23 protein-coding genes are annotated in these 23,932 nt (G+C 70.9%); 10 read left to right on the forward strand and 13 right to left on the reverse strand.

Annotated features, from left to right (window positions below):
- Window positions 1-10 precede the first annotated feature (10 nt).
- The 7 genes from ABZ642_RS08145 to iolD form a co-directional block, all read right to left on the reverse strand.
- Window positions 11-2,023 carry a beta-galactosidase gene (locus ABZ642_RS08145; RefSeq protein WP_360479021.1) on the reverse strand — a complete coding sequence of 671 codons (2,013 nt, stop codon included), beginning with the start codon at window positions 2,021-2,023 and terminating at the stop codon, window positions 11-13.
- Entirely contained in the window at window positions 2,020-3,342 is a 1,323-nt protein-coding gene (locus tag ABZ642_RS08150) for a glycoside hydrolase family 36 protein (RefSeq protein ID WP_360479023.1), read from the reverse strand. Before ABZ642_RS08150 ends, ABZ642_RS08145 begins: the two co-directional genes overlap by 4 nt.
- A gap of 26 nt (window positions 3,343-3,368) precedes the next feature.
- Window positions 3,369-4,256, reverse strand: coding sequence for a carbohydrate ABC transporter permease (locus ABZ642_RS08155; protein ID WP_351705783.1), 888 nt, complete (start codon window positions 4,254-4,256; stop codon window positions 3,369-3,371).
- The gene (locus tag ABZ642_RS08160; RefSeq protein WP_360479026.1) at window positions 4,253-5,233 is read right to left on the reverse strand and encodes a sugar ABC transporter permease; all 981 of its coding nucleotides are present in this window, start codon (window positions 5,231-5,233) and stop codon (window positions 4,253-4,255) included. The genes ABZ642_RS08155 and ABZ642_RS08160 overlap by 4 nt, the downstream gene beginning before the upstream one ends.
- Before the next feature lie 9 nt (window positions 5,234-5,242).
- Complete coding sequence (locus ABZ642_RS08165; RefSeq protein ID WP_360479028.1) at window positions 5,243-6,556, reverse strand: extracellular solute-binding protein; 1,314 nt, start codon at window positions 6,554-6,556, stop codon at window positions 5,243-5,245.
- Between the two features lie 343 nt (window positions 6,557-6,899).
- A complete protein-coding gene (locus ABZ642_RS08170) occupies window positions 6,900-7,685 on the reverse strand; it encodes a GntR family transcriptional regulator (protein ID WP_360479031.1) in 786 nt (261 codons plus the stop codon).
- A 32-nt stretch (window positions 7,686-7,717) separates the two neighbouring features.
- Complete coding sequence (gene iolD / locus ABZ642_RS08175) at window positions 7,718-9,589, reverse strand: 3D-(3,5/4)-trihydroxycyclohexane-1,2-dione acylhydrolase (decyclizing) (protein WP_360479034.1); 1,872 nt, start codon at window positions 9,587-9,589, stop codon at window positions 7,718-7,720.
- 311 nt (window positions 9,590-9,900) lie between these two features.
- Between iolD and ABZ642_RS08180 the strand changes: the two genes are divergently transcribed.
- The 5 genes from ABZ642_RS08180 (at window position 9,901) to ABZ642_RS08200 (ending at window position 14,125) form a co-directional block, all read left to right on the forward strand.
- A complete protein-coding gene (locus ABZ642_RS08180; RefSeq protein WP_360479037.1) occupies window positions 9,901-10,920 on the forward strand; it encodes a sugar ABC transporter substrate-binding protein in 1,020 nt (339 codons plus the stop codon).
- Window positions 10,920-11,996, forward strand: coding sequence for an ABC transporter permease (locus ABZ642_RS08185; RefSeq protein WP_360480139.1), 1,077 nt, complete (start codon window positions 10,920-10,922; stop codon window positions 11,994-11,996). The genes ABZ642_RS08180 and ABZ642_RS08185 overlap by 1 nt, the downstream gene beginning before the upstream one ends.
- Before the next feature lie 4 nt (window positions 11,997-12,000).
- The gene (locus ABZ642_RS08190; RefSeq protein ID WP_360479040.1) at window positions 12,001-12,912 is read left to right on the forward strand and encodes an ATP-binding cassette domain-containing protein; all 912 of its coding nucleotides are present in this window, start codon (window positions 12,001-12,003) and stop codon (window positions 12,910-12,912) included.
- Window positions 12,913-12,915: 3 nt separating this feature from the next.
- A complete protein-coding gene (locus ABZ642_RS08195; protein ID WP_360479043.1) occupies window positions 12,916-13,818 on the forward strand; it encodes a sugar phosphate isomerase/epimerase in 903 nt (300 codons plus the stop codon).
- A 118-nt stretch (window positions 13,819-13,936) separates the two neighbouring features.
- Window positions 13,937-14,125: a hypothetical protein gene (locus ABZ642_RS08200; protein WP_360479046.1), complete on the forward strand. Its 189-nt coding sequence runs from the start codon at window positions 13,937-13,939 to the stop codon at window positions 14,123-14,125.
- On the opposite strand, the gene ABZ642_RS08205 is transcribed toward ABZ642_RS08200, so the two are convergent.
- Window positions 14,113-15,153 carry an NAD-dependent epimerase/dehydratase family protein gene (locus tag ABZ642_RS08205; RefSeq protein ID WP_360479049.1) on the reverse strand — a complete coding sequence of 347 codons (1,041 nt, stop codon included), beginning with the start codon at window positions 15,151-15,153 and terminating at the stop codon, window positions 14,113-14,115. The genes ABZ642_RS08200 and ABZ642_RS08205 overlap by 13 nt on opposite strands.
- Before the next feature lie 129 nt (window positions 15,154-15,282).
- Between ABZ642_RS08205 and ABZ642_RS08210 the strand changes: the two genes are divergently transcribed.
- Entirely contained in the window at window positions 15,283-15,840 is a 558-nt protein-coding gene (locus tag ABZ642_RS08210; protein ID WP_360479051.1) for a TetR/AcrR family transcriptional regulator, read from the forward strand.
- Window positions 15,841-15,927: 87 nt separating this feature from the next.
- On the opposite strand, the gene ABZ642_RS08215 is transcribed toward ABZ642_RS08210, so the two are convergent.
- The 3 genes from ABZ642_RS08215 to ABZ642_RS08225 all read right to left on the reverse strand — a co-directional run bounded on the left by ABZ642_RS08215 (window position 15,928) and on the right by ABZ642_RS08225 (window position 19,029).
- A complete protein-coding gene (locus ABZ642_RS08215; RefSeq protein WP_360479054.1) occupies window positions 15,928-16,932 on the reverse strand; it encodes a Gfo/Idh/MocA family oxidoreductase in 1,005 nt (334 codons plus the stop codon).
- 138 nt (window positions 16,933-17,070) lie between these two features.
- Complete coding sequence (locus ABZ642_RS08220; protein ID WP_360479057.1) at window positions 17,071-17,847, reverse strand: SDR family oxidoreductase; 777 nt, start codon at window positions 17,845-17,847, stop codon at window positions 17,071-17,073.
- Between the two features lie 15 nt (window positions 17,848-17,862).
- Complete coding sequence (locus ABZ642_RS08225) at window positions 17,863-19,029, reverse strand: phytanoyl-CoA dioxygenase family protein (protein WP_360479060.1); 1,167 nt, start codon at window positions 19,027-19,029, stop codon at window positions 17,863-17,865.
- 140 nt (window positions 19,030-19,169) lie between these two features.
- On the opposite strand from ABZ642_RS08225, the gene ABZ642_RS08230 reads away from it, so the two are divergent.
- Window positions 19,170-20,201 carry a LacI family DNA-binding transcriptional regulator gene (locus ABZ642_RS08230; protein ID WP_360479063.1) on the forward strand — a complete coding sequence of 344 codons (1,032 nt, stop codon included), beginning with the start codon at window positions 19,170-19,172 and terminating at the stop codon, window positions 20,199-20,201.
- Window positions 20,202-20,254: 53 nt separating this feature from the next.
- Here ABZ642_RS08230 and ABZ642_RS08235 read toward each other — a convergent pair whose 3' ends face one another.
- Complete coding sequence (locus ABZ642_RS08235; RefSeq protein ID WP_360479066.1) at window positions 20,255-20,602, reverse strand: cupin domain-containing protein; 348 nt, start codon at window positions 20,600-20,602, stop codon at window positions 20,255-20,257.
- Between the two features lie 130 nt (window positions 20,603-20,732).
- On the opposite strand from ABZ642_RS08235, the gene ABZ642_RS08240 reads away from it, so the two are divergent.
- The 3 genes from ABZ642_RS08240 to ABZ642_RS08250 all read left to right on the forward strand — a co-directional run bounded on the left by ABZ642_RS08240 (window position 20,733) and on the right by ABZ642_RS08250 (window position 23,240).
- Window positions 20,733-21,245, forward strand: a complete 513-nt coding sequence (locus ABZ642_RS08240) for a hypothetical protein (RefSeq protein WP_360479068.1) — start codon at window positions 20,733-20,735, stop codon at window positions 21,243-21,245.
- 70 nt (window positions 21,246-21,315) lie between these two features.
- A complete protein-coding gene (locus ABZ642_RS08245) occupies window positions 21,316-22,173 on the forward strand; it encodes an intradiol ring-cleavage dioxygenase (RefSeq protein ID WP_360479071.1) in 858 nt (285 codons plus the stop codon).
- Entirely contained in the window at window positions 22,170-23,240 is a 1,071-nt protein-coding gene (locus ABZ642_RS08250) for a maleylacetate reductase (RefSeq protein WP_360479074.1), read from the forward strand. The genes ABZ642_RS08245 and ABZ642_RS08250 overlap by 4 nt, the downstream gene beginning before the upstream one ends.
- A gap of 97 nt (window positions 23,241-23,337) precedes the next feature.
- Here ABZ642_RS08250 and ABZ642_RS08255 read toward each other — a convergent pair whose 3' ends face one another.
- Window positions 23,338-23,916, reverse strand: a complete 579-nt coding sequence (locus ABZ642_RS08255; protein ID WP_360479077.1) for a helix-turn-helix domain-containing protein — start codon at window positions 23,914-23,916, stop codon at window positions 23,338-23,340.
- Window positions 23,917-23,932 lie beyond the last annotated feature (16 nt).

A 23,932-nucleotide genomic window follows, 5' to 3' on the forward strand; every position in this document is an offset into this window, starting at 1 on the left:
CGATGCGGCGCTAGGCGATCGCCCGGCGCTCCCGTACGACCGCGATCTCACCCGGAGCCACCATGACGGCCCCGTCCGCAGGCTTCCCGGACAGCAGCTCCACGGACCCGGCCGCCACCGCGACCTCGGCCCCCCGGCCGCCATGGTCGATCACGAACACGTAGTCCGCGTCCGCACCGCGCCGCACGACGACCTCCACACCGTCCGGCGCGCCACGGCCCACGGCCACCCCCGCCTCCGCGCGGATCCGGTCGAGCAGCCCCGCCAGGGTCTCCGCGTCCGGCAGCGTCGCCAGGTACCAGGCGCTTCCCGTGCCGTACGCGTGCCGGGTCACCGCCGGGACACCGGCCAGCGGGCCGTCGGCGTACGACGTGACCACCTCGGCGCCCTCCGCCCGCAACCGCTCCGACCACAGCGAGCCCGTGCCGCCCTCGCTCAGCGCCACCCGCTCACCCGGCAGCAGCGGGAACAGCTCGTCCGTGCGGACGCCCAGCACCTCCCGGAACGCCCCCGGGTAACCGCCCAGCCGCACATGGCTGTGCTCGTCCACCATGCCGCTGTGGAAACCGATGGCGAGCGTGCCGCCGGCCTCCGCGAAGGCGGTGAGGTTCGCCGCGCCCGCGTCGTCCACCAGGTACAGGCTCGGGGCCAGCACCACCTTGTACGCCGACAGGTCCGCCTCCGGCCGGACGAAGTCCACGGCGACGCCCGCCCGCCACAGCGGCTCGTACCAGGAGCGGACCAGGTCCAGGTAGCGCAGCTCGCCGCTCGGCTGGGAGGGGAACTCCACCGCCCAGCGGGCGTCCCAGTCCCAGACCACGGCCACCTCGGCGGTGCCGGTGCTGCCGCGCACCTCCGCCAACGCCCGCAGGTCCGCGCCGAGTCGGACCACGTCCCGCCAGATCTGGCTGTCCGTCCCGGCGTGCGGCAACATCGCCGAGTGCCACTGCTCGGCACCGGCCTTCGCCGCCCGCCACTGGAAGTAGCAGATGCCGTCCGCGCCGTGCGCCACATGGGCGAGCGCGTTGCGCCGCAACTCACCGGAGTTCTTGGCCCGGTTGACGGGCTGCCAGTTCACCGCCCCCGTCGAGTGCTCCATCAGCAGCCACGGCCCGCCCGCCAGGGACCGCATCACATCACCGCTGAGCGCGACGTCGATCTGCGACTCGGGGTCGGCGGACATCAGATAGTGGTCGTTGGCCACCACGTCCAGCTCCGGTGCCCAGCGCCAGTAGTCGAGGGCGTCGAAGTTGTGCATCACCATGAAGTTGGTGGTGGCGGGGATCGAGGGGGCCGCCTCCCGGAGCACGTCACGCTCCGCCGTGTACAGCGACAGCAGCTCGTCCGAGCAGAACCGCCGCCAGTCCAGCTGGTGGGTCGGGTTGGGTACGGCACCGGTCGCGCGGGGCGGCAGGATCTCGTCCCAGTCGTAGTACCACTGGCTCCAGAAGGTGGTGCCCCAGGCGTGGTTCAGGGCGGCGAGGTCGTCGCCGTACCGGGCCCGCAGCCAGCGGCGGAAGGACTCCGCGCTGGTGTCGCAGTAGCAGGCCGCGTTGTGGCAGCCGTACTCGTTGTGCACGTGCCACATCTTCACGGCCGGGTGGCTCGCGTACCGCTCGGCGATGGCGCCGGCGATCCTGAGCGCGGCCTCCCGGTAGGCGGGGCTGCTCGGGCAGAACGTCTGGCGGCTGCCGTACGACAGGGTGCGGCCGTCGTGGTCCACCGGGAGCGCCCCGGGGTACGCGCGGAAGAACCAGGCCGGCGGGGCGGCCGTCGGGGTGGCGAGGTCGGCGGCGATGCCGTTCTCGTGGAGGAGACCGAGGATCTTGTCCATCCGCGAGAAGTCGTGGACACCCTCGGACGGCTCCATCAGTGCCCACGAGAAGATGCCGACGCTCACCATGTTGACGCCCGCCTCGCGCATCAGGCGGACGTCCTCGGCCCACACCTCCTCGGGCCACTGCTCGGGGTTGTAGTCGCCGCCGTAGACGATTCCCGGGACGGAGAGGGTGCGGTCGCTCATCGGTTGACTCCGGTAGCTCCGGTGAGAAGGCGGCGGGTCGTGTCCACGCCCCACGGGTCCAGGGAGAGCAGCCGGTCGCTGGAGGCGACCAGGCCGCCGACGGCCTCCACATGGGCCGCCCAGCGGGCGCGGGTCTCCACGGCGGGGCGGGCCATCAGGCAGTCGGGGTCGTTGATCCAGAGCCGGCCGTGCTGCCACTGGCGGCCGGCCCCGGTGAACTCGGCCGGGTCCTGCCCCGGTTGGCTGTAGTCGCCGGCCTCGGGGCGGCGGTGCGGGGCCGTGTCGGGGCTGACCCGCATCGCGTCGAACAGGCCGATGGAGGGCAGCATCGGCGCACCGCAGCCCAGCAGGTAGGCGTCCGCGCCGATGGCCTCCCGGATCAGGGCGATGCCGAGCCGGTACGCGGTGAGCGGGTCCGCGCCCGAGTGCCGTACGCCGTCCATCGCGCCCGCGTAGAGGAAGTCGACCTTGAAGTAGTCGTAGCCCTCGGCGCGCAGCGTGGCGAAGACGTCGGTGAGGTAGGCCGCGGCGGCCGGGTGGGTGGTGTCCAGGACGTACAGGTCGTGGCCCCAGTTGCGACCCGCGTGCAGCGGGTTGCCGTCGGGGTCGCGGACCAGCCAGTCCGGGTACGTCTCGGCGAGCGCGCTCGCCGGGTCGACCAGGAAGGGCGCCGTCCAGATGCCCGCCCGGCGGCCGCGGGCGCGGATGGCGTCCGCGATGCCCCGCCGTGAGCGGAACCGGCCGGAGAGGTTCAGCCAGTCGCCCAGGGCGCTCTGGTAGCCGTCGTCGATCTGCACCACGTCGATCGGCAGGTCGAGGGTGTCCATCGCGCGCAGGTTCTCGTGGATGTCGTCCTCGGTGACGGCCGTGAAGTACTCGTACCAGGAGCACCAGACGGTGGGCGCCGGGCGGGGCGCCGGCAGGGCCAGGGAGTCGGCCCAGTCGGCCAGCACGGACTGGATGTCCGCGCCGGTCCACTCCTTGACCGGGCCGTCGGCCTCGACCTCGGCGAGACCGCCGGCGACGGTCAGCCGGACCGACGGCACCTCGTGCAGCGGGTCCGTCGCCGCCCAGAGCCGGACCGGGGAGCCGTCGCCCGGGTCGAGCGCCAGCAGGCCCTCGCCCTGGAAGGCCCCGGCGGGCACACCGCGGCCGGGGCGGTAGCACACGGTCGCCCAGTTGTCGTTCGTCGGGCGGTGCGGGGCGGCGCCAAGGGTGTAGGAGCCGCTCGGCGACCAGGACTGCCAGCCCTCCTCGTGGACACGGGCGGCGCGCGTGTCCACGGGCAAGGAGGCGACCGGGGTGAACGGGTTGTGCACGGGGTTCTCTTTCGGATGAGGCCGGGTCAGCCCTTGGCGGAGCCCAGGGTCAGACCGCTGACGAACTGCTTCTGGAGCGCGAAGTACACGACCAGCGTCGGAATCGCGGTGAGCAGGGAACCGGCGGCGACCAGGTTCGGGTCGGTGAAGTACTGGCCCGAGAGGTTGTTCAGCGCCGAGGTGATCGGCATGTTCTCACCGGTCGAGATCAGCACCAGGGCCCAGAAGAAGTCGTTGTAGATCCAGATCGACAACAAAGTCGCCAGGGCCGCCATCGCCGGCCGGCACAGTGGCAGCGTGATCTGCCAGTACAGCCGCCACACCGACGCGCCGTCCACCAGCGCGGCCTCGGTCAGCTCGTGCGGCAGCGACCGCATGTAGTTGCTGAGCACGAACGCGCAGAACCCGGACTGGAACGCCACATGGATCAGCACCAGGCCGAGCGCCGAGTCGTACAGCTTGCCGCTCTGCGTGATGCCCGGCAGGTTCGTCAGCAGGTACAGCCGGTACAGCGGGGTGATGATGACCTGCTGCGGCAGCAGGTTGCCCGCGGTGAACACCAGCAGCAGCGCCAGGTTGAGCCGGAAGTCGAAGCGGCTGACGTAGAACGCGACCATCGACGACAGGAACAGCGTGAGCAGCACGGCCGGGACCGCGATGATCAGCGTGTTCATGAAGTAGTGGGTCATGTCCGACTGCGTGAACGCGTTCTTGAAGTTGTCGAAGTTCAGCGTGTGCGGCCAGGACACGTAACCGCGGTCGCTGGTCTCGCTGTACGGGCGCAGCGCCGAGAAGATCGCCCACAGCAGCGGGGCGAGCCACGCCAGCGCCGTGACGGCGAGGAAGACGTGCAGCAGGACGCGGGCCGGCCGGATCGGGGTGCGCTGTTTGGCCAGCGCGCTCACGGTGCTCATGCGCGCCGCTCCTTCCGGAAGGTCGCGATCAGGTACGGGATGATCACGATCAGCGAGATGAACAGCAGGACCACCGCGATCGCCGAGCCGTAACCGATGCGGCTGGACTCGCCGATGATGTTGTTGGTCACCAGGATGGAGAGCAACTCGGTTCCCTGGGCGCCCTTGTTGAAGACGAACACCAGGTCGAAGGCGCGCAGCGCCTCGATGATGGTGACGACCAGGACGACCGTGTTGGTGGGCCGCAGGGTCGGGAAGATGACGTTCTTGAACGTCTGCCACTCGTTGGCGCCGTCGAGGGCCGAGGCCTCGCGCAGCGACGGGTCGACGCTCTTCAGGCCGGCCAGGTACAGGATCATCATGTAGCCGGCGTGCCGCCAGGACGCGGCGATCAGGACCGCCCACAGGTTGAGCTTCGGGTCACCGATCCAGTCGATGTAGTGGCCCGGCTTGTTGGCGCCGATGAGGCTGTTGATCAGGCCCGTGTCCGGGTTGTAGATCAGCTGCCAGACGAACCCGATGCAGGCCATGGAGATGACGACCGGCAGGAAGAACGCCGTCTGGTAGACCCGGGTGAACCGGATCCGCTTGTCCAACTGCACGGCCAGGAACAGGCCGAACGGCGTCGGGATCAGGATGAGGACGACGAACCAGATGATGTTGTGCTGGACCGCGGGCCAGAACTGCGGGTTGTCGCTGAAGAGTTGCTGGAAGTTGTCGAGCCCGACCCACTTGATGGAGTCGAAGCCGATGCCGTCCCAGGTGGTGAAGGCCAGCAGGATCGAGGCGAGTGCGGTCACCCAGACGAGCAGGACATGGAGGACCGTCGGCACGCCGGCCATGAAGGCCAGCGTGATGCGGTCGCGGCGGGTCAGCAGGCGCTTGTGCCCCTGCCGGACCCGCTTCTTCTCGGACGCGCGCCCAGGAGGCGGCACGGCGGCCGCCTCCTGGGACTTCGTGGTGGTTTCAGTCGTCATTGAGCCGGCTCACTCGGACGCGAAGATGGTCTTCTTCTGGCGCTCGATCGACGAGAGCAGACTGTCGACGCCCTTCGGGTTCTGCAGGAACTTCTGCAGGCCGGGCTGCATCACCGTCGAGGTGAAGTCCGGGCGGGAGTCGCGGTCCATGAACTGGGTGAGGCTCTTGGCGCTGCTGATCATGTCGTACGCCTTCTTCTGCAGGGCGGAGTACGACGAAGTGTCCGCCTTGGAGGAGGCGGCGACCACACTGGAGTCGGCCTTGAGGTAGATCTGCTCGGCCGCGGGGGTGCCGAGGTACTCCATCAGCTTGAAGGCGCCGCTCTTGTTCTTCGGGGCCTTGCTGACCATGTAGCCGTCGGTGGGCGCCTCGACGGTGTCCTGGCCGTACGCGGAGTTGATCTCCGGGAAGGCGAAGAAGTCGAGGTCGTCCAGGTCGGCCTTGTTGGTGAACTGCTGGGCCACGAAGGAGCCGAGGAGGTACATGCCGGCCTTCTTGGAGACCAGGCTCTGCGCGGCGTCCTGCCAGGTGCGGCCCATGAAGCCGTCCTGGTGGTAGGGGAGGATCTCGGCCCAGTGGTCGAAGACGGCCTTGACCTTCGGGTCGGTCCATTCGGCCTTGCCGCCCATCAGGTCGACGTGGAAGTCGTACCCGTTGATGCGGAAGTTGAGCTGGTCGAAGGTGCCCATCGCCGGCCACGCGTCCTTGTCGCCGAAGGCGATCGGGACCAGGCCGTCCTTCTTCATCTGCTTGCACAGGGCCACGAAGGCGTCCCAGGTGGTGGGAACGGTGTAGCCCTTCTCCTGGAAGAGGCTCTTGCGGTAGAAGATCGCCCAGGGGTAGGTGTCCAGCGGCACGAAGTAGTACTTGCCGTCCTCGCCCTTGCTGAGCTTCTTCATCGCGTCGGGGAAGCCGTCGCCGATCTTGTCCCAGACCTCGTCGATCGGGGTGGCGAGGCCCTTCTTCGCGAAGAACTGCATCCGGTACCCGGCGAACCAGTTGAACACGTCGTCCGGCGTGCCCTGGAGGTAGGAGTTGATCTGCTCCTGGAAGGTGTTGTGGTCCTTCGTGTTGACATCGACCGTGATGCCCGACTGCTTCTTGAAGGTCGCGTACATCTCCGCGTAGGCCTTCTTCGGCACGGCGTCCGAGCCGTTGGAGCCGAGAGAGACCGTCTTCGGGTCGGAGGAGGATCCGCTGCCGCCGCATGCGGAGAGCAGGGGTATGCCGGCACCGGCGAGGAGGGCGGCCGAACCGGCCCCACGCAGAACGTTACGGCGGCTCGGACCCGGCAGGTGAAGACCGGACGGGGAGATGCGCATGGCGGCTCCTGAGTAACAGGGTTCGGCAAGGGGAAGAGTTGGTCTTCGAAAGGTCCCGAAACCGATCAGAAACCAACTCGGCCGAACATCGTGGGCGCAATAACAGCCGCTTGTCCGCTCATGCGTCAATAGCCTGCGTCCCTCTCACCCGTCTCTTGCCCGAAACGTAATCGACATGGTTGCCTGCCGGTTTGTTGAACGGAGCGGTACGGCCGGGCCCCCGGGGGGCGAACTCCGTGGGGGCCCGTGTGCGGGCATGTTGGTTTCCCGCGGCGGGACCAGCGGTTAAACCCGCGGCGGCCGGACCGCCAACCGCCGTTCGACGCGCCGTCGCGCGAACACCCTAGGGCCGTACCAGCAGTTGGAAGTCGAAGGCGTACCGGGACGCCCGGTAGACATGGCTGCCGTACTCCACCGGGCGGCCGGTGTCGTCGTAGGCCGTGCGCCGCATGGTGAGCAGGGCGGCGCCCGCCTTCTCGTCGAGGCGGGCGGCCTCCTCGGCGGTGGCGCTGCGGGCGCCCACGGTCTGCCGGGCGCTGTGCAGGGTGATGCCGGCCGTGCGCATCATCCGGTACAGACCGGTCGACTCCAGGCGTTCGGTGTCGAGTTCGAGCAGATCGGCGGGCAGGTAGTTGCAGAGGAACGCCACCGGCTGGCCGTACGTACAGCGCAGCCGCTCCAGCACGACGACCTCCGCGTCCTCCGCGATGCCGAGCGCGGCGGCCACCTCGCCGGTCGCCGGGATCCGCTCGTTGCGCAGCACCCGGGTGGTCGGGCCCTGCCCGGCCGACTCCAGGTCGTCGTAGAGGCTGCTCAGCTCCAGCGGCCGCTTGACCTGACTGTGCACCACCTGGGTGCCCACGCCCCGGCGGCGCACCAACAGCCCCTTGTCGACGAGGGACTGGATGGCCTGGCGGACCGTGGGCCGGGACAGGCCGAGCCGCACCGACAGGTCGATCTCGTTGCCCAGGAGGTTCCCCGGGGCGAGCACGCCGTGCTCTATGGCCCCCTCCAGCTGCTGGGCGAGCTGGTAGTAGAGCGGCACCGGGCTGCCCCGGTCCAGGGCGAAGTCCATGGAGTCGAGTGCCGAGACGGTCGCGGCACGGGCGGAACCTGCGGTTCGGGCCACCGGGACACCTCCTTCCGGAACGGGGCGGGGATTCACAGGTGCCGGCGGCGGCCGGCGACCTGTCGGTCGTAGTCCTCGCGGGCCCGTACGGCGGCCTCGCGGGTGGCGGTCTCGGCGACCGGGACGTCCCACCAGGCCTCGGCCCCGGGAGCGGTGGGCGTCGGGTCCGTCTCGACGTACACGCAGGTCGGCCGGTCGCTGGCGCGGGCCGCGGCGAGCGCCTCGCGCAGCTCGCGTACGGTCTTGGCGCGCAGCACCTCCATGCCGAGGCTGGCCGCGTTGGCGGCGAGGTCGACCGGCAGCGGGGCGCCGCCGAAGCTGCCGTCGGCCGAGCGGTAGCGGTAGGCGGTGCCGAACCGCTCGCCGCCCACCGACTCGGAGAGGCCGCCGATGGAGGCGTACCCGTGGTTCTGGATCAGCACCAGGTTGACGGGCAGGCCCTCCTGGACGGCGGTGACGATCTCGGTCGGATTCATCAGGTAGGTGCCGTCGCCGACCAGCGACCAGACCACGGTGTCCGGGGCCGCCTGCTGGACGCCGATGCCGGCCGGGATCTCGTAGCCCATGCAGGAGTAGCCGTACTCCAGGTGGTACTGGCGCGGGGAGCGGGCCCGCCAGAGCTTGTGGAGGTCGCCCGGGAGCGAGCCGGCCGCGTTGATGACAACGTCGTCATCGCCCACCACCGCGTCCAGGGCGCCCAGCACCTGGGTCTGGGTCGGCACCGCGTCCTCGTCGTCCGCGCGGTAGGCGGCCTCGACGACGGCCTCCCAACGCTCCTTGCCGGCCCGGTACTCGGCCTCGTAGGCCGCGGCCACCCGGTGCCCGGCGAGGGCCTCCCTGAGGGCGTCCAGCCCCGCCAGCGCGTCGCTGACGAGGGTGCGGGCGGACAGCTTGTGGGCGTCGAAGCCGGTGATGTTCAGGTTGAGGAAGCGGACGTCCGGGTTCTGGAAGAGGGTGCCGGAGGCCGTGGTGAAGTCCGTGTACCGGGTACCGACGCCGATCACCAGATCGGCGGTGCGGGCCAGGTCGTCGGCGACGGCCGTCCCGGTGTGACCGATACCGCCCAGGTCGGCCGGGTGGTCGTGGCGGAGCGAGCCCTTGCCCGCCTGGGTCGAGGCCACGGGGATGCCGGTGGCCTCCACAAGGGCCCTCAGGGCGTCCTCGGCGCGACTGTGGTGGACTCCGCCGCCCGCCACGATCAGCGGCCGCTCAGCGGCCCGTACGGCGCTCACGGCGTCCGCCAGCTCGACCGGGTCGGGGGCGGGCCGCCGGACCCGCCAGACCCGCTCGGCGAAGAACTCCTCGGGCCAGTCGTACGCCTCCGCCTGGACGTCCTGCGGAAGGGCGAGGGTGACCGCGCCGGTCTCGGCCGGGTCGGCGAGCACCCGCATGGCGTTCAGCGCGGACGGGATCAGCGCCTCGGGGCGGGTGATCCGGTCGAAGTAGCGGGAGACCGGGCGCAGCGTGTCGTTGACGGAGACGTCGAACTCGACCGGGTGCTCCAGCTGTTGCAGCAGCGGGTCGGGCGCGTGGCTCGCGAAGTAGTCGCCGGGGAGCAGCAGCACCGGCAGCCGGTTGAGGGTGGCGAGCGCGGCGCCGGTCACCAGGTTGGTGGCGCCCGGGCCGATGGACGTGGTCACCGCCTGCGCCGAGAGCCGGTCCAGCTGGCGGGCGTGGCCGACGGCCGCGTGCACCATCGCCTGCTCGTTGCGGCCCTGGTGGTACGGCATGACGTCGCCGTACTCCAGGAGCGCCTGGCCGATCCCGGCCACGTTCCCGTGGCCGAAGATGCCCCAGGTGCCGGCGATCAGCCGGTGCCGGACGCCGTCGCGCTCGGTGTACTGGGCGGACAGGAACCGCACCAGCGCCTGGGCGACGGTCAGGCGGGTGGTCGGCTGGCTCATGGGGACCTCATTCGGACGGGGTGGTGTACAGGGGTACGCCGGGCGCGAGCGGGTAGGGATCGCGAGGCTTCCCGGGTGGGGCGGGGTGCCTCTCAGGTGTAGATCGGGGCAGGTCGAACTGTCAATGGTTTGTACTTACATTCGGACCTGAGTGTGAAATGATGTCTTAACAAAGTATTGACAGCGGGCCGCGCAGGGACTTGTATCCCGTCCCAACGCACAGCACCGACCCGGACCGGCGCTTTCCGGACCGGGTCCAGGATCCTCACGGATTCCCTCTCTTTCCCGTCGCACAGTGAGGTGCAGGCAAGATGGACCGCTCATCACGTAACCGTCCGCGGAGACTGGCCCCCTTCGTGGCCCTGGCCGCGGCGGCCGCCCTGACCCTCGCCGGCTGCTCCAGCAGCTCCGGGGGGAAGAAGTCGGAGGAGGGCGGTGCGTCCGCCGCCGCCGGCAAGGCGAGCACCCCGCGCATGACGGTCGCGCTGGTCACCCATCAGGCGCCCGGCGACACCTTCTGGGACATCGTCCGCAAGGGCGCCCAGGCCGCCGCCGACAAGGACAACGTCAAGCTCGTCTACTCCGCCGACCCGAACGCCGGCAACCAGGCCAACCTGGTGCAGAACGCGATCGACCAGAATGTCGACGGGATCGCCGTCACCCTCGCCAAGCCGGACGCCCTCAAGGCCGTCATCGGCAAGGCCACCTCGGCGAACATCCCGGTCGTCGGCCTCAACTCCGGTCTGAGCGACTGGAAGAAGCTCGGTCTGCTGGAGTTCTTCGGCCAGGACGAGACGGTCGCGGGCGAGGCGCTCGGCAACCGGCTGAACTCGGAGGGTGCCAAGAAGGTCGTCTGTGTCATCCAGGAGCAGGGCAACGTCGGCCTCACCCAGCGGTGCGACGGCGTGAAGAAGACGTTCTCGGGAACGACGGAGACCCTGTACGTCGACGGCACGTCCCCGACCGCGGTCAAGTCCACGATCACCGCCAAGCTCAAGACGGACGGCGACATCGACCACGTGATCACGCTCGGCGCCCCCATCGCGCTGATCGCCGTGCAGTCGGTGTCGGACGCGGGCAGCAAGGCGAAGGTCGCGACCTTCGACCTGAACAAGGCGCTGACCGGCGCCATCAGCAAGGGGACCATCGAGTTCGCCGTGGACCAGCAGCCGTATCTGCAGGGCTACCTGGCGGTCGACTCGCTGTGGCTCTACAAGAACAACGGCAACTACATGGGCGGCGGTGAGCAGCCGGTGCTGACCGGGCCGGCCTTCGTCGACAAGTCCAACGTCGACAAGGTCGCCGAGTTCGCCGCGAAGGGCACACGGTGATCGGTATGAGCCAGCAGGCACAGCCGGCGGTGGCCACACCGCCGGCCCCCGGCCCCAAGGAGAAGGACGGCCGTACCGCACAACGCCCCCTGATGCTGCGGGTGCTGGCCCGTCCGGACGTGGGCGTCTTCCTCGGCGCCGTCGCGGTGTACGTCTTCTTCCTGATCGCGGCCCCGCCGGTGCGCGAAGCCAGCTCGATGGCGAACATCCTGTACCAGTCGTCCACCATCGGGATCATGGCACTGCCGGTCGCCCTGCTGATGATCGGCGGCGAGTTCGACCTCTCCGCCGGTGTGGCGGTGGTCACCTCGGCGCTGACCGCGAGCATGCTGAGCTACCAGCTGACGCTGAACGTGTGGGTGGGCGTGATCGCCGCGCTCGTCGTGTCGCTGGCCATCGGCTTCCTGAACGGCTGGCTGGTCGTCAAGACGGGACTGCCCAGCTTCCTGATCACCCTGGGAAGCTTCCTGATCCTCCAGGGCGTGAACCTCGCGGTGACCAAGCTGGTCACCGGCAACGTCGCCACCGACGACATCAGCAACATGGACGGCTTCGACCAGGCCAAGAACATCTTCGCCTCCTCCTTCCACATCGGCGGCGTCGAGGTCAAGGTCACCATCCTGTGGTGGCTGGTCTTCGCGGCGATCGCCACCTGGGTGCTGCTGCGCACCAAGTACGGCAACTGGATCTTCGCGGTCGGCGGCAACAAGGAGAGCGCCCGCGCGGTCGGCGTCCCGGTGACCTTCACCAAGATCTCGCTGTTCATGCTGGTCGGCTTCGGTGCCTGGTTCGTCGGGATGCACCAGCTGTTCTCCTTCAACACCGTGCAGTCCGGCGAGGGCGTGGGCCAGGAGCTGATCTACATCTCCGCGGCCGTCATCGGCGGCTGCCTGCTGACCGGCGGTGCGGGCTCGGCGATCGGCCCGGTCTTCGGTGCCTTCATGTTCGGCATGGTGCAGCAGGGCATCGTCTACGCCGGCTGGAACCCGGACTGGTTCAAGGCCTTCCTCGGCGTCATGCTGCTCGGCGCCGTCCTGATCAACCTGTGGGTCCAGCGCACCGCGACCAGGAGGTGACCCGATGACAGACAACGGAACCGGAACCCACGGCGCCGTCCTCCAGGACACGGCACCCGCAGAAGGCGCCCCCGTCGTCGAACTGCGCGGCGCGGGCAAGTCCTACGGCAACATCCGCGCCCTGCACGGCGTCGACCTCAGGGTCTTCCCCGGCAAGGTCACCTGCGTGCTCGGCGACAACGGCGCCGGCAAGTCCACCCTCATCAAGATCATCTCGGGGTTGCACCAGCACACCGAGGGCGACTTCCTCGTCGACGGCGAGCCGGTGCGCTTCACCACCCCGCGCCAGGCCCTCGACAAGGGCATCGCCACCGTCTACCAGGACCTGGCGACCGTCCCACTGATGCCGGTGTGGCGGAACTTCTTCCTCGGCTCCGAGATGACCAAGGGCCCCTGGCCGGTCCGGCGTCTCGACATCACCAGGATGAAGGAGACCGCCGACCGCGAACTGCGCAACATGGGCATCGTCCTGGACGACCTGGACCAGTCCATCGGCACCCTCTCGGGCGGCCAGCGCCAGTGCGTGGCCATCGCCCGCGCCGTCTACTTCGGCGCCCGGGTGCTGATCCTGGACGAGCCGACCGCCGCCCTCGGTGTCAAGCAGTCCGGCGTGGTCCTGAAGTACGTCGCCGCCGCCCGCGAACGCGGCCTCGGCGTCATCTTCATCACCCACAACCCGCACCACGCCTACATGGTCGGCGACCACTTCAGCGTGCTGCGTCTCGGCACCCTCGAACTCTCCGCCGAGCGCAGCGAGATCACTCTCGAAGAGCTCACCAACCACATGGCGGGCGGCGCCGAACTCGCCGCCCTCAAGCACGAACTGTCCCAGGTCCGAGGAGTCGACACCGAGGAACTCCCGGAAGAGGAGGACCTCACCGCCCCCGCGGTGACCGGTCCGGAAGGAAAGTCCTGACCCATGGCGAACGCCCTCGACCGCATCCGGGTCGGCTCGGCCCCCGACTCCTGGGGCGTCTGGTTCCCGGACGACCCCCAGCAGGTCCCCTGGGAGCGCTTTCTCGACGAGGTCTCCGAGGCCGGGTACTCCTGGATCGAGCTCGGCCCCTACGGCTACCTCCCCACCGACCCGGCCCGCCTCACCGACGAGATCGCCCGGCGGAACCTCAAGGTCTCGGCCGGCACGGTCTTCACCGGCCTGCACCGCGGCCCGGCCGTCTGGGAGTCCACCTGGGAGCACGTCAGCCAGGTCGCCGCGCTCACGCAGGCGATGGACGCGAAGCACCTGGTGGTCATCCCGTCCTTCTGGCGGGACGACAAGACCGCCGAGATCCTGGAGCCGCACGAGCTGACCGGCGAGCAGTGGGCCCACCTCACCAAGGGCATGGAACGACTCGGCCACGAGGTCAAGGAGACGTACGGCCTGGACATCGTCGTCCATCCGCACGCCGACACCCACATCGACACCGAGGAGCACGTGGAGCGCTTCCTCGACTCGACCGACACGGACCTGGTCAACCTCTGCCTGGACACCGGCCACTACGCCTACTGCGGCGGCGACAGCGTCAAGCTGATCGAGACCTACGGCGAGCGGATCGGCTACCTCCACCTCAAGCAGGTGGACCCGGCGATCCTGGCCGACGTCCAGGCCGAGGGCACCCCGTTCGGGCCGGCCGTGGCCCGGGGCGTGATGTGCGAACCGCCCACCGGGGTACCGGAGCTGGGCCCGGTGATGGAGGCGGCCCAGCGGCTGGGCGTCGACCTGTTCGCCATCGTCGAGCAGGACATGTACCCCTGCGAGCCGGACAAGCCGCTGCCCATCGCGGTGCGCACCCGGCAGTTCCTGCGGTCCTGCGGAGCCTGAGCCCGGGAACACGCGCCGGGACCCGGACGTTCTTCCGGACGACGGGACGAAACCGGACTCCGCCGCGGCGGTCACCATGCCGCCGCCGCGGCGGGCGACACGGACCATGGGGGCGACCATGACGGACGAACAGCACGCGGAGCCGGACGCCGACGCGGCCGCCGAGGTGTCGCGGCACCGGCGGTTCGGTGCGCTGCCCGAGCGGATCCGGCCGGAGGACATGGTCGAGACCAGGCCGGCGATCCGGCACGACCCGGACCGGGAGGCCTACGACCCGGACGAGTTCGCGGTCCGCTACGGCCTCTGAGCCGCCGGGACGTCGACCGCGCCGTGGGCGAGCAGGCTCTCGGCGCAGTCCAGCACGGTCTCCCGGGCCGGGCGCGGCTGCCAGTCCAGCAGCCGCGCCGCCTTCTCGGTGCTGTGCCGGTTGCGCCGGCCCAGCGCCGGGGTGATCTCGCGCAGCGCGGGGTCCCGGAAGCGGGCCGCGAGCCGCACGGCGAAGTCCGGCAACCGACGCGTGGACACCTGCTGTCCGCGCTCCCCGAGGCCCTCCCGCAGGAACCGGGCCAGGTCCGCCATCCACACGAACTCGCCGGTGGCCAGGAACCGTTCGCCCGCGGCGGCCGGTGAGGTCATCGCCCTGAGGTGGACGTCGACCAGGTCCCGGACGTCCACCACCTCCAGCCCGATGCGGGGCACGCCGGGCATCGCCCCGGAGAGCATCCGGGCGACGATCCCGATGGAACCGGCGACGTCCGGCGTCAGCACCGGCCCGAACACGGCGCCGGGCAGCACGGTGGCCAGCTCGGTCGGCCCGTCGTGCCCCCGCATGTACTCCCAGGCCGCCAGCTCGGCGAGGGTCTTCGAACGTCGGTAGGGGATCAGCGTGGGATCCTCCGGATCGGTCCACAGCGTCTCGTCCGTGACACCCTCCGAGGCGTACGACGACGGGCTCGCGGTGTTCGCGGCCGACGTCATCACCACCCGCCGTACGCCCGCCGCGGTGGCCGCCCGCAGCACCCGGAGCGTGCCCTCCCTGGCCGGGGTGACCAGGTCCGAGGACTGGGCACTCACGCCCAGCGGCGAGGCCACATGGAGCACCCGGTCGACGCCCTTCATCGCGGCCTCCCAGCCGGCGTCGGCGGTGAGGTCGGCGACGGCGAAGCCCAGCCGCCCGGCCGGGTCGGCGACCGAGGAGACCGCGTCGACGACCGCCTGTTCCCGGCCCGGTGAGCGCACGGTCGTCCGCACGTCGTAACCCCGTCGCAGCAGCTCGGCGACGCACCAGCCGGCGATGTACCCGGTGCCGCCGGTCACCAGGACGAGTTCGGGCATGACTGACCTCCACGGATGCGATGGGATGTGCCACAATCGGCAAGGAAACGGAGACCCCTCCGCTACATCTCCCAACGTACCGGAGGGGTCTCCGGATAGCAATCCACTTCGGACGGACGACTGACACCCGTGAACCCGCAGCCCTCGAAGCCGACCCGGAAGGACGCCCGCGACAACCGGGACCGGATCCTCGCCGCCGCCCGGGCGGAGCTCGCCGCCTCCACCTCGGCCTCCCTCTCCGCGATCGCCCGCGAAGCCGGCGTCGGCATCGGCACGCTCTACCGGCACTTCCCGACCCGGGAGGCGCTGATCATGGAGCTGTACCAGCACGACCTCCAGCACCTGATCGACCTCGCGCCACGGCTGCTGCGGACGCATCCGCCGCTGGAGGCCCTGCGCCGCTGGTTCGACGAGGTCGCCCACTACGGCCGGCTCAAGTTCGGCGTCTCCGAGGTCGTGCACGCAGCGACCGGCGGCGGCACCGACCCGATGTACGGGCCGTTCGTGCACGCCATCGCAACCCTGCTCGACGCCGGCGCGGCGGACGGCACGCTCAAGCCGGACGTCGACCCGGAGGACGTCCTCCTCCAGCTCAGCGTCCTGTGGCGGATCGACCCGGCACGCGGCGACGCGGAGGCGCGGGCGGCACGGATCCTGCGGCTGATCGTGGACGGACTGCGGGCCTAGCGGAGCGCCTGGCAGGGGAGACGGCGAACGGGCGGGCGGCGGGACCGTCTTCGTCTCCCGCCGCCCGCCCGTTCGTGGTGCCCGGTGTCAGGCCCCGCGCACCTCCGCGATCGTCACCGGACGGTGCTCGTGCAGGGACAGCGTGCAGGCCTCCGCGATCCAGCCGGCCTCCAGGGCGTCCTCGACCGTGCAGGGGGAGGGACGGTCGCCGGCCACGACCTCGGTGAACGCGGCGAGTTCGGCGCGGTAGGCCGCGGTGAAGCGGTCCATGAAGAAGTCGTGCGGGGTGCCCGCCGGGAAGGTCACCCCGGGCTCGACCGAACGCAGCGGGAGCTTGTCCTCCAGGCCGACGGCGATCGAGTCCTGGAAGCCGTGCAGCTCCATACGGACGTCGTAACCCCGCGCGTTGTGGCGGGAGTTGGAGACCACCGCGATGGTGCCGTCGTCCAGGGTGAGGATCGCCCCGGTGGTGTCGGCGTCGCCCGCCTCCTTGATGTAGTCGGCGCCCCGGTTGCCGCCGACCGCGTACACCTCGGTGACCTCACGGCCGGTCACCCAGCGGATGATGTCGAAGTCGTGCACGGAACAGTCCCGGAAGATGCCGCCGGACACGGCGACATAGGCGGCGGGCGGCGGGGCCGGGTCCAGGGTGGTCGAGCGGACGGTGTGCAGCTTGCCCAGCTCGCCGGCCTGGACGGCGGCACGCGCGGCGACGAACCCCGCGTCGAAGCGGCGGTTGTAGCCGATCTGGATCGGCACGCCCCTGCCCTGTACGGCCTTGAGGACCTCGACACCGTCGCTCATGTGCTTGGCGACGGGCTTCTCGCAGAAGACGGGGATGCCGGCCTCGACGCCGGCCAGGATCAGGGCGGGGTGGGCGTCGGTGGCGGCGGCCACCACGATGCCGTCCACGCCGGCGGCCAGCAGCGCCTCGGGCGAGTCCACGACCTCGCCGCCGAACTTCTCGGCGGCGGCCTTGGCGGCATCCGCGAACGGATCGGTGAGGACGAGCGAGTCGACCGCGTCGAGCCCGGAGAGGGTCTCGGCGTGGAACGCGCCGATGCGGCCGAGGCCGAGGATTCCGATACGCATGAGGGTGTTACTCCTTGAATGCTGGGTACTGGGGCACCCCGTAGGGGCGCGGGGCTGTGTCGATATGCGGCTCCGCCGCGTGGGCGCGACAAGCCACAGCGGCGCCGCCGGCGACCGACGACGCTGGGCGGCACTCCTTCAGTCGAGCCCCCCCAAAACGTTCTGGTCCCAGTCGATCACCGAGCCGGTCACCACCCCCGACCGTTCGGACAGCAGGAACACCACGAAGTCCGCGATCTCGTCCGGTTGGCCGAGCTTTCCCATCGGCAGCCTGGAGGCCGCCTCCTCCCGCCAGCCGTCCCCCGCCCCGTGGAACGCCCGCTGCGTCGCGTCCTCGCCCTCCGTCGCCGTCCAGCCGATGTTCAGGCCGTTGATCCGCACCCGGTCCCAGCGGTGCGCGTGCGCCGCGTTGCGGGTCAGGCCGATCAGGCCGGCCTTCGCGGCGACGTACGGTGCCAGGAACGGCTGCCCGCCGTGCGCGGACGACGTGATGATGTTGACCACCGTGCCGGGCGCCTTGCGCGCGACCATGTCGGCCACCGTCGCCTGCATCGCGAAGAACGGCCCCTTGAGGTTGATCGCGATGTGCTGGTCGAACAGCTCGGGCGTGGTGTCCAGCAGGGTGCCCCGGGAGGTCAGCCCCGCCGAGTTGACCAGGCAGTCGATCCGGCCGTACGCAGCGATCACCTCGGCCACCGAGGCCTTGGCCTGTTCGGCGTCCGAGAGGTCGGCCCGCACGTACAGCGCCTTGCCGCCGGCGGCGGTGAGTTCGGCCACCAGGGCCTCGCCGGGCTCGGGGCGGCGGCCGGTGACGGCCACCGTGGCGCCCTCACGCACCGCGGCCCGCGCGATGGCCGCGCCGACCCCCTGGCTGCCGCCGTTGACGAGGACGACCTTGTCGTCGAGAAGTCCCATGGAATCCTTGGCCTTTCAGCTCTCGCGCCGGGCCGTGGCGGCCCGAAGTTCGTCCCGCAGCACCCGCGTCGCCCATCCCTCGCGCAGCGCCCGCCGCACCAGGTCCGCCTGTGACGGCGGGGCCATGCCGTCGACCGGCGGATCGCTGTCGAGGTTGGTCGGGAAGGGGTAGCCCTCGGCGCTCGCGGCGATGACGTGCTCCTGCCAGGCCTCGGAGGCCCCCTCCGTCCGGCGCCGGCGCAGTACCGGGTAGACCGCGTTGGTCACCGCCTCCCGGTCCACCGTCTCCATGGCCCGTCCGAAGGCCGAGGAGACCTGGAGCAGGTTGGCCATCCGGCGCACGTCCACGCTCCGGTTGGTGCCGGCCGCGTGGAACACCGCCGGGTTGAAGAACGCCGCGTCGCCCTTGGCCAGGGGCAGTTGTACGTGGTGGGCCCTGAAGTGGTCCTGGAACTCGGGCCGCCGCCAGGCCAGATAGCCCGGCTCGTAGGTCTGCGAGTAGGGGAGGTAGAGCGTCGGCCCGGACTCCACCGGCATGTCGCAGTGGGCGACCGCACCCTGGAGGGTGAGCACGGGGGAGAGGCGGTGCACATGGGCCGGGTAGGCCTCGGCCTGCTCGTCGGAGAGGAAGCCGAGGTGGTAGTCGCGGTGCGCGGTCTGCGCCATGCCGCCCGGGTTGACCACGTTGATCTGCGAGGTGACCTGGTAGCCGGGGCCCAGCCAGGCCCGGGAGACCAGGGCCAGGATGTCGTTGGCGTAGTAGTCGGCGAACGCCTCCGGGTCGTACAGCGCCGCCTTCTCCAGCGCGTTCCACACCCGTTCGTTGGCCCCCGGCTTCGCGAAGTGGTCGCCGGCCCGAGCGCCCGACTCCTTCTGCTCCGAGATCAGCGCCTCGAACACCCCCGTGGCCCGGTCGACGACCTTCGGGTCGGGGAACGCGCCCTTGAAGACGACGACACCGGGGCCGTCCGTGAGGGCGCGCACGAGTTCGGTCCGCACTCCTTGGGGCGTGTCTACGGTGCGCAGCCGCTCGCTGTCGTAGACGAGGACGTTGTGCTCGACGGCCGAGGCGTGCGGATAGGCCGCCGGGTCGGTGGTCCGCTCGACCAGCGCGCGGAAGGTCTCGAGGTCGCAGTCCTGCTCGGAGAGCCAGGCGCGGCCCTGTTCGGCGGCGAGGGACATCGGTGTCCTTCTTTCGGTCACGGCCACGGTCACGGCCGGGGTCAGGGCCATGGGAGCGGCGGGGCTCTGTCATTGTTGTCAGTACAAACCCATCGAACAACCAGCAGCGAGCCATCAAAAACCCCTCAAGGAGCCAGGCTGTGGGTCATCCCTTCCCGATCCGTGAAATCGCACGTCAGGCCGGGCTCAGCGAGGCCACCGTGGACCGGGTGCTGAACGGCAGGGGAGGGGTACGGGAGAGCACCGAGCGGGAGGTGCGGCAGGCGATCGCCGACCTGGACCGGCAGCGCACCCAGGTCCGGCTGGTGGGCCGCACCTTCATGGTGGACATCGTGATGCAGGCGCCCGAGCGGTTCACCACGGCGGTGCGCGGGGCGCTGGAGGCCGAGTTGCCCTCGCTGCACCCGGCGGTGGTGCGCTCCCGGTTCCACTTCCGGGAGACCGGGCCGGTGGCGGAGCTGGTGGGGACGCTCGACCGGATAGCCCGCCGGGGCTCGCAGGGCGTGATCCTCAAGGCACCGGACGTCCCCGAGGTCACCGCCGCCGTGGGGCGCCTCAGGTCGGCGGGGATCCCGGTGGTCACCCTGGTCACCGACCTGCCCGCCAGCGCTCGGCTCGCCTACGTCGGCAGCGACAACCGGGCGGCCGGCGCCACCGCCGCGTATCTGATGGGCCAGTGGCTCGGCGACCGGCCCGGCAATGTCCTCACCAGCCTCAGCAGCGGTTTCTTCCGTAACGAGGAGGAGCGCGAGATGGGCTTCCGCAGCGTCATGCGGGCCACCCATCCCGAGCGCACCGTGGTGGAGATCGCCGAGGGGCAGGGGCTGGACGCCACCCAGTACGACCTGGTCCGCGCCGCCCTCGAACGTGACCCGGAGATCCGCGCGGTCTACTCGATCGGCGGCGGCAACAACGCGACCCTGCGAGCCTTCGCCGAACTGGGCCGGGAGTGCGCGGTGTTCGTCGCCCACGACCTCGACCACGACAACACCCGCCTGCTGCGCGAGCACCGCCTGTCCGCCGTCCTCCACCACGACCTGCGGCAGGACATGCGCGAGGCCTGCCACCTGGTGATGCGCGCCCAGGGCGCGCTGCCCCCGGCGGGCCCGACCCTGCCGTCGCCGATCCAGGTGGTCACGCCGTACAACATGCCGGCCCCGACGGGACGCTGAGCCGGTCGCTCCCGGAGGCCGGCCGTACCCGTCTCACGGACCGTCCGGCCCCCTCACAGATTGATCGCGTACGCCTTGCGCAGCGTCTCGTGCACCGTCCACGTCGTACGGTCGCCCGCGCGCAGCACGGCCATGTCCCCCGGACCCACCGTGAGCGTCGGCCCGCCCTCGACCTCGATCGTCGCCGAGCCGCTGACCACCACGAACAGCTCGTCCGCCTCGGTGTCGGTGACCACACCCGGGGTGATCTGCCAGATCCCGCGGATCTGCTTGCCGTCGGCCGACTCCCAGACCACCTTGCCGGTGACCTCGGGCGTGCCGGAGCGGATCTGCGCCGGGTCCAGCGGCTCGGGTTCGAGGTCGGCGTCGGGGATGTGCAGGGCGAAGCTGTGCGTCGTCATACGGTGACCCTAGCGAGCCGACCGGCGCCCTGGGCGTGGACAGGGTGTGGGGCATCGGGCCTGGTGGGAGGACACTTCGTCGGGCCGTCTGGACTGGCGGACGCGGCGCGCCGGGGTGATCGTGGAGAACATGGCCGACTCCACGGCGGCGGTGCCGGAGCCGCACACGCACGGCACCCGCGAGGCCGTCCTGTTCGGCGGGGTCTACGGCGCCGTGCTGGCCTCCTCGATGGTGGCGGCGCTCACCCAGTACGGCCACACCTCCGCCGCGAGCCGCCGTTACGACGCCCTCTGGCTGCTGGTGACCGCCTGTGCCTCCGCCCTGGCCCACGGCTACGCCCACTACATCGCCGAGCGTGCCCCGCACCGGCGCTGGGACGGGCTGCGCGCCCTGGCCGACGAGTGGCCGCTGGTCACGGCCGTGCTGCCCACGGTCTTCCTGCTCGCGGGCGCCGGCTGGGGCTGGTGGCCGCCCAAGGGTGTCGAGTACCCGGCGTTCATCCTGAACATCGTGATCCTGTTCGGCCTGGGACTGGTCACGGCCCGCTGGTCGGCGCGGAGTTGGCCGGCGGCCGTGCTCATCGGCATCCTCGACGCGTTGCTCGGGGTGATCGTGGTGGTGGCCAACGCGCTGATCAAGTAGATCCGTTCATTGAACGGTGAACGGGTCTACGCTCACTCATGGTCACTGTTCCGCCGGGCGAGGAGCCGTCATGACAACCGAAGACGCGGTCACCACGGAGGCCGTAGAGAGCCTGCGGGCCACCGACGACCCCCGGCTGCGCGACGTGCTCGCGGCGCTGATCCGCCATCTGCACGCCTTCGCGCGCGAGACCCGGCTGACCCAGGGCGAGTGGGAGACGGCGGTCGCCTTCCTCACCGCGACCGGGCAGACCTGCACGGACACCCGGCAGGAGTTCATCCTGCTCTCCGATGTGCTGGGCCTGTCGATGCTGGTCGAGACGGTCAACGGGCACAGTGACCCCGGCGGCACCGAGTCGACCGTCCTCGGCCCCTTCCACATGACCGAGTCCCCGGTCCGGGAGCTGGGCGCGGACATCGACCTGGTGGGCACCGGTGAACCCTGCGTGGTCAGCGGAGTGGTCCGGTCCGCCGACGGCACCCCGCTGCCCGGCGCCGTCCTGGACGTCTGGCAGGCCGACCCGCACGGTTTCTACGACGTGCAGCAGCCCGAGGTCCAGCCGCCCGGCAACGGCCGCGGCCTGTTCACGGCCGACGGCGAGGGCCGTTTCCGGTTCCGGACCTGTGTGCCCAGCGCGTACCCGATCCCGACCGACGGCCCGGTGGGCGCCCTGCTGAAGGCCACCGGACGGCACCCCTACCGCCCCGCCCACATCCACTTCATCGTCTCGGCCGAGGGGCATACCCCGGTCACCACGCACATCTTCGTCGCCGGCGGCGACTACCTGGACTCCGACGCGGTGTTCGCGGTCAAGGAGAGCCTGGTCAAGGACTTCACCCCGACCGACGACCCGGCGCTGGCAGCGGAGTTCGGCGTGCCGAACCCGTTCCGGCACGCCCGGTTCGACCTCGTACTGGAGCGTTCGTGAAGCTGGACTTCGTGTACGAGACCCGGCCCGCCCGGGTGGTCTTCCGGCCCGGCGCCGCGCTCACCGCGCCCGCCGAGGAGGCCCGGCTGCTCGGTCTGCGGCGGCTCCTGGTGCTCAGCGGCGAGCGGGGTACGGGGACCGCGCGGGCCGTCGCCGACTCGCTCGGGTCCGCCTGCGCCGGCCTGCACACCGGGGCCCGGATGCACGTCCCCGTCGAGGTCGCCGACCGGGGTGTCGAGGCGGCCCGGGCGGCGGGCGCCGACGGCTGCGTGGCCGTCGGCGGCGGCTCGGCCATCGGCCTCGGCAAGGCCATCGCGCTGCGTACCGGCCTGCCGCTGATCGCGGTGCCCTCGACCTACGCGGGCTCCGAGATGACCCCGGTCTGGGGCCTCACCGAGCACGGCGTCAAACGCACCGGCCGCGCCCCCGTCGTCCTGCCGCGCAGTGTCGTCTACGACCCCGAGCTCACCCTCTCCCTGCCCGTCCCGCTCTCGGTGACCAGCGGGATCAACGCCCTCGCCCACGCCGTGGAGGCGCTCTACGCGCCGGACGGCTCACCGCTGGTGGCGCTGATGGCCGAGGAGGGCGTCCGGGCGCTGGCGGGCGCGCTGCCCGGGATCGCCGCCGCCCCGGACTCGGTACCGGCCCGCTCCCGCGCCCTGTACGGGGCCTGGCTGTGCGGGGCCTGCCTGGGCGCCACCACCATGGGCCTGCACCACAAGCTGTGCCATGTCCTCGGCGGCACGTTCGGGCTCCCGCACGCGGAGACCCACACCGTCGTCCTCCCGTACGCCCTCGCGTTCAACGCGCCCGCCGTGCCGGAGGCGGCGGCCGCCGTGGCCCGGGCGCTGGGGGCGGACGATGCGCCGGGCGCTCTCCAGGACCTCGCGCATCGCCTCGGCGCGCCCCGCTCGCTGGCCGAACTCGGCCTGAAGGAAGCCGACTTGGCGGTGGCCGCCGGACAGGTCGCCGGACAGCCGTACGCCAACCCGCGGCCGGTGTCCGGGGAGGACGCGCTGGGTGTGCTGCGGGCGGCTTACAAGGGCGGGTCCGTCCGGGGCGGGTGAGAGCCGCGGGACCCGGGGACCGGCCGGTGGGGGCTGGTCGCGCCCGCGCGGTGGAGCCGTATGCCGGATACGGTCCCGCGCCCCTGAAGGTGCGCTTTCAGTGCAGCGTGCGTACCCCGTCCAGGGCGATCGCCATGACGCGGTCGCGCTGGGCGTCGTCCTCGAAGGCCGTGCCCGTGATGCCGGAGACCATCCGGAGCAGATCGCCGATCTCCATGTCCGTCCGTACCACGCCCGCCTTCTGGGCCCGCTCCAGCAGCGGGCCGCCGGCGCCGTACATCGAGTCGCGGCAGGCATGGAAGATTTCCGACTCGTCGTTGAGGGCGTCGCGGATGGCCCGCTTGGTGACCATGTAGCCGGTGAAGCGGTCCAGCCACGAGGTCAGGGCCTGCCACGGGTCCAGCTCGGCCAGCTCGACGGCAGCCCCGCACAGGGTGTTGACCTCGTCGGCGTAGACGCTCTCGAAGAGGTCGCGGCGGGTGGGGAAGTTGCGGTACAGCGTGCCGATGCCGACCCCGGCGCGGCGGGCGATGTCCTCCAGGGAGGCCTCCGCGCCGTTCTCGGCGAACGCCTCGCGGGCGGCCGCGATCAGTGCGTCGTAGTTGCGGGCCGCGTCTTTGCGGTGCGGTCTGCGGGACGCGACGATCTCACTGACGGGGAAGGGGCCGACGGCCACTGCTGCCTCCCGGGGG

The sequence above is a fragment of the Streptomyces sp. NPDC007157 genome, assembly GCF_040634235.1.
Classification (GTDB): domain Bacteria; phylum Actinomycetota; class Actinomycetes; order Streptomycetales; family Streptomycetaceae; genus Streptomyces.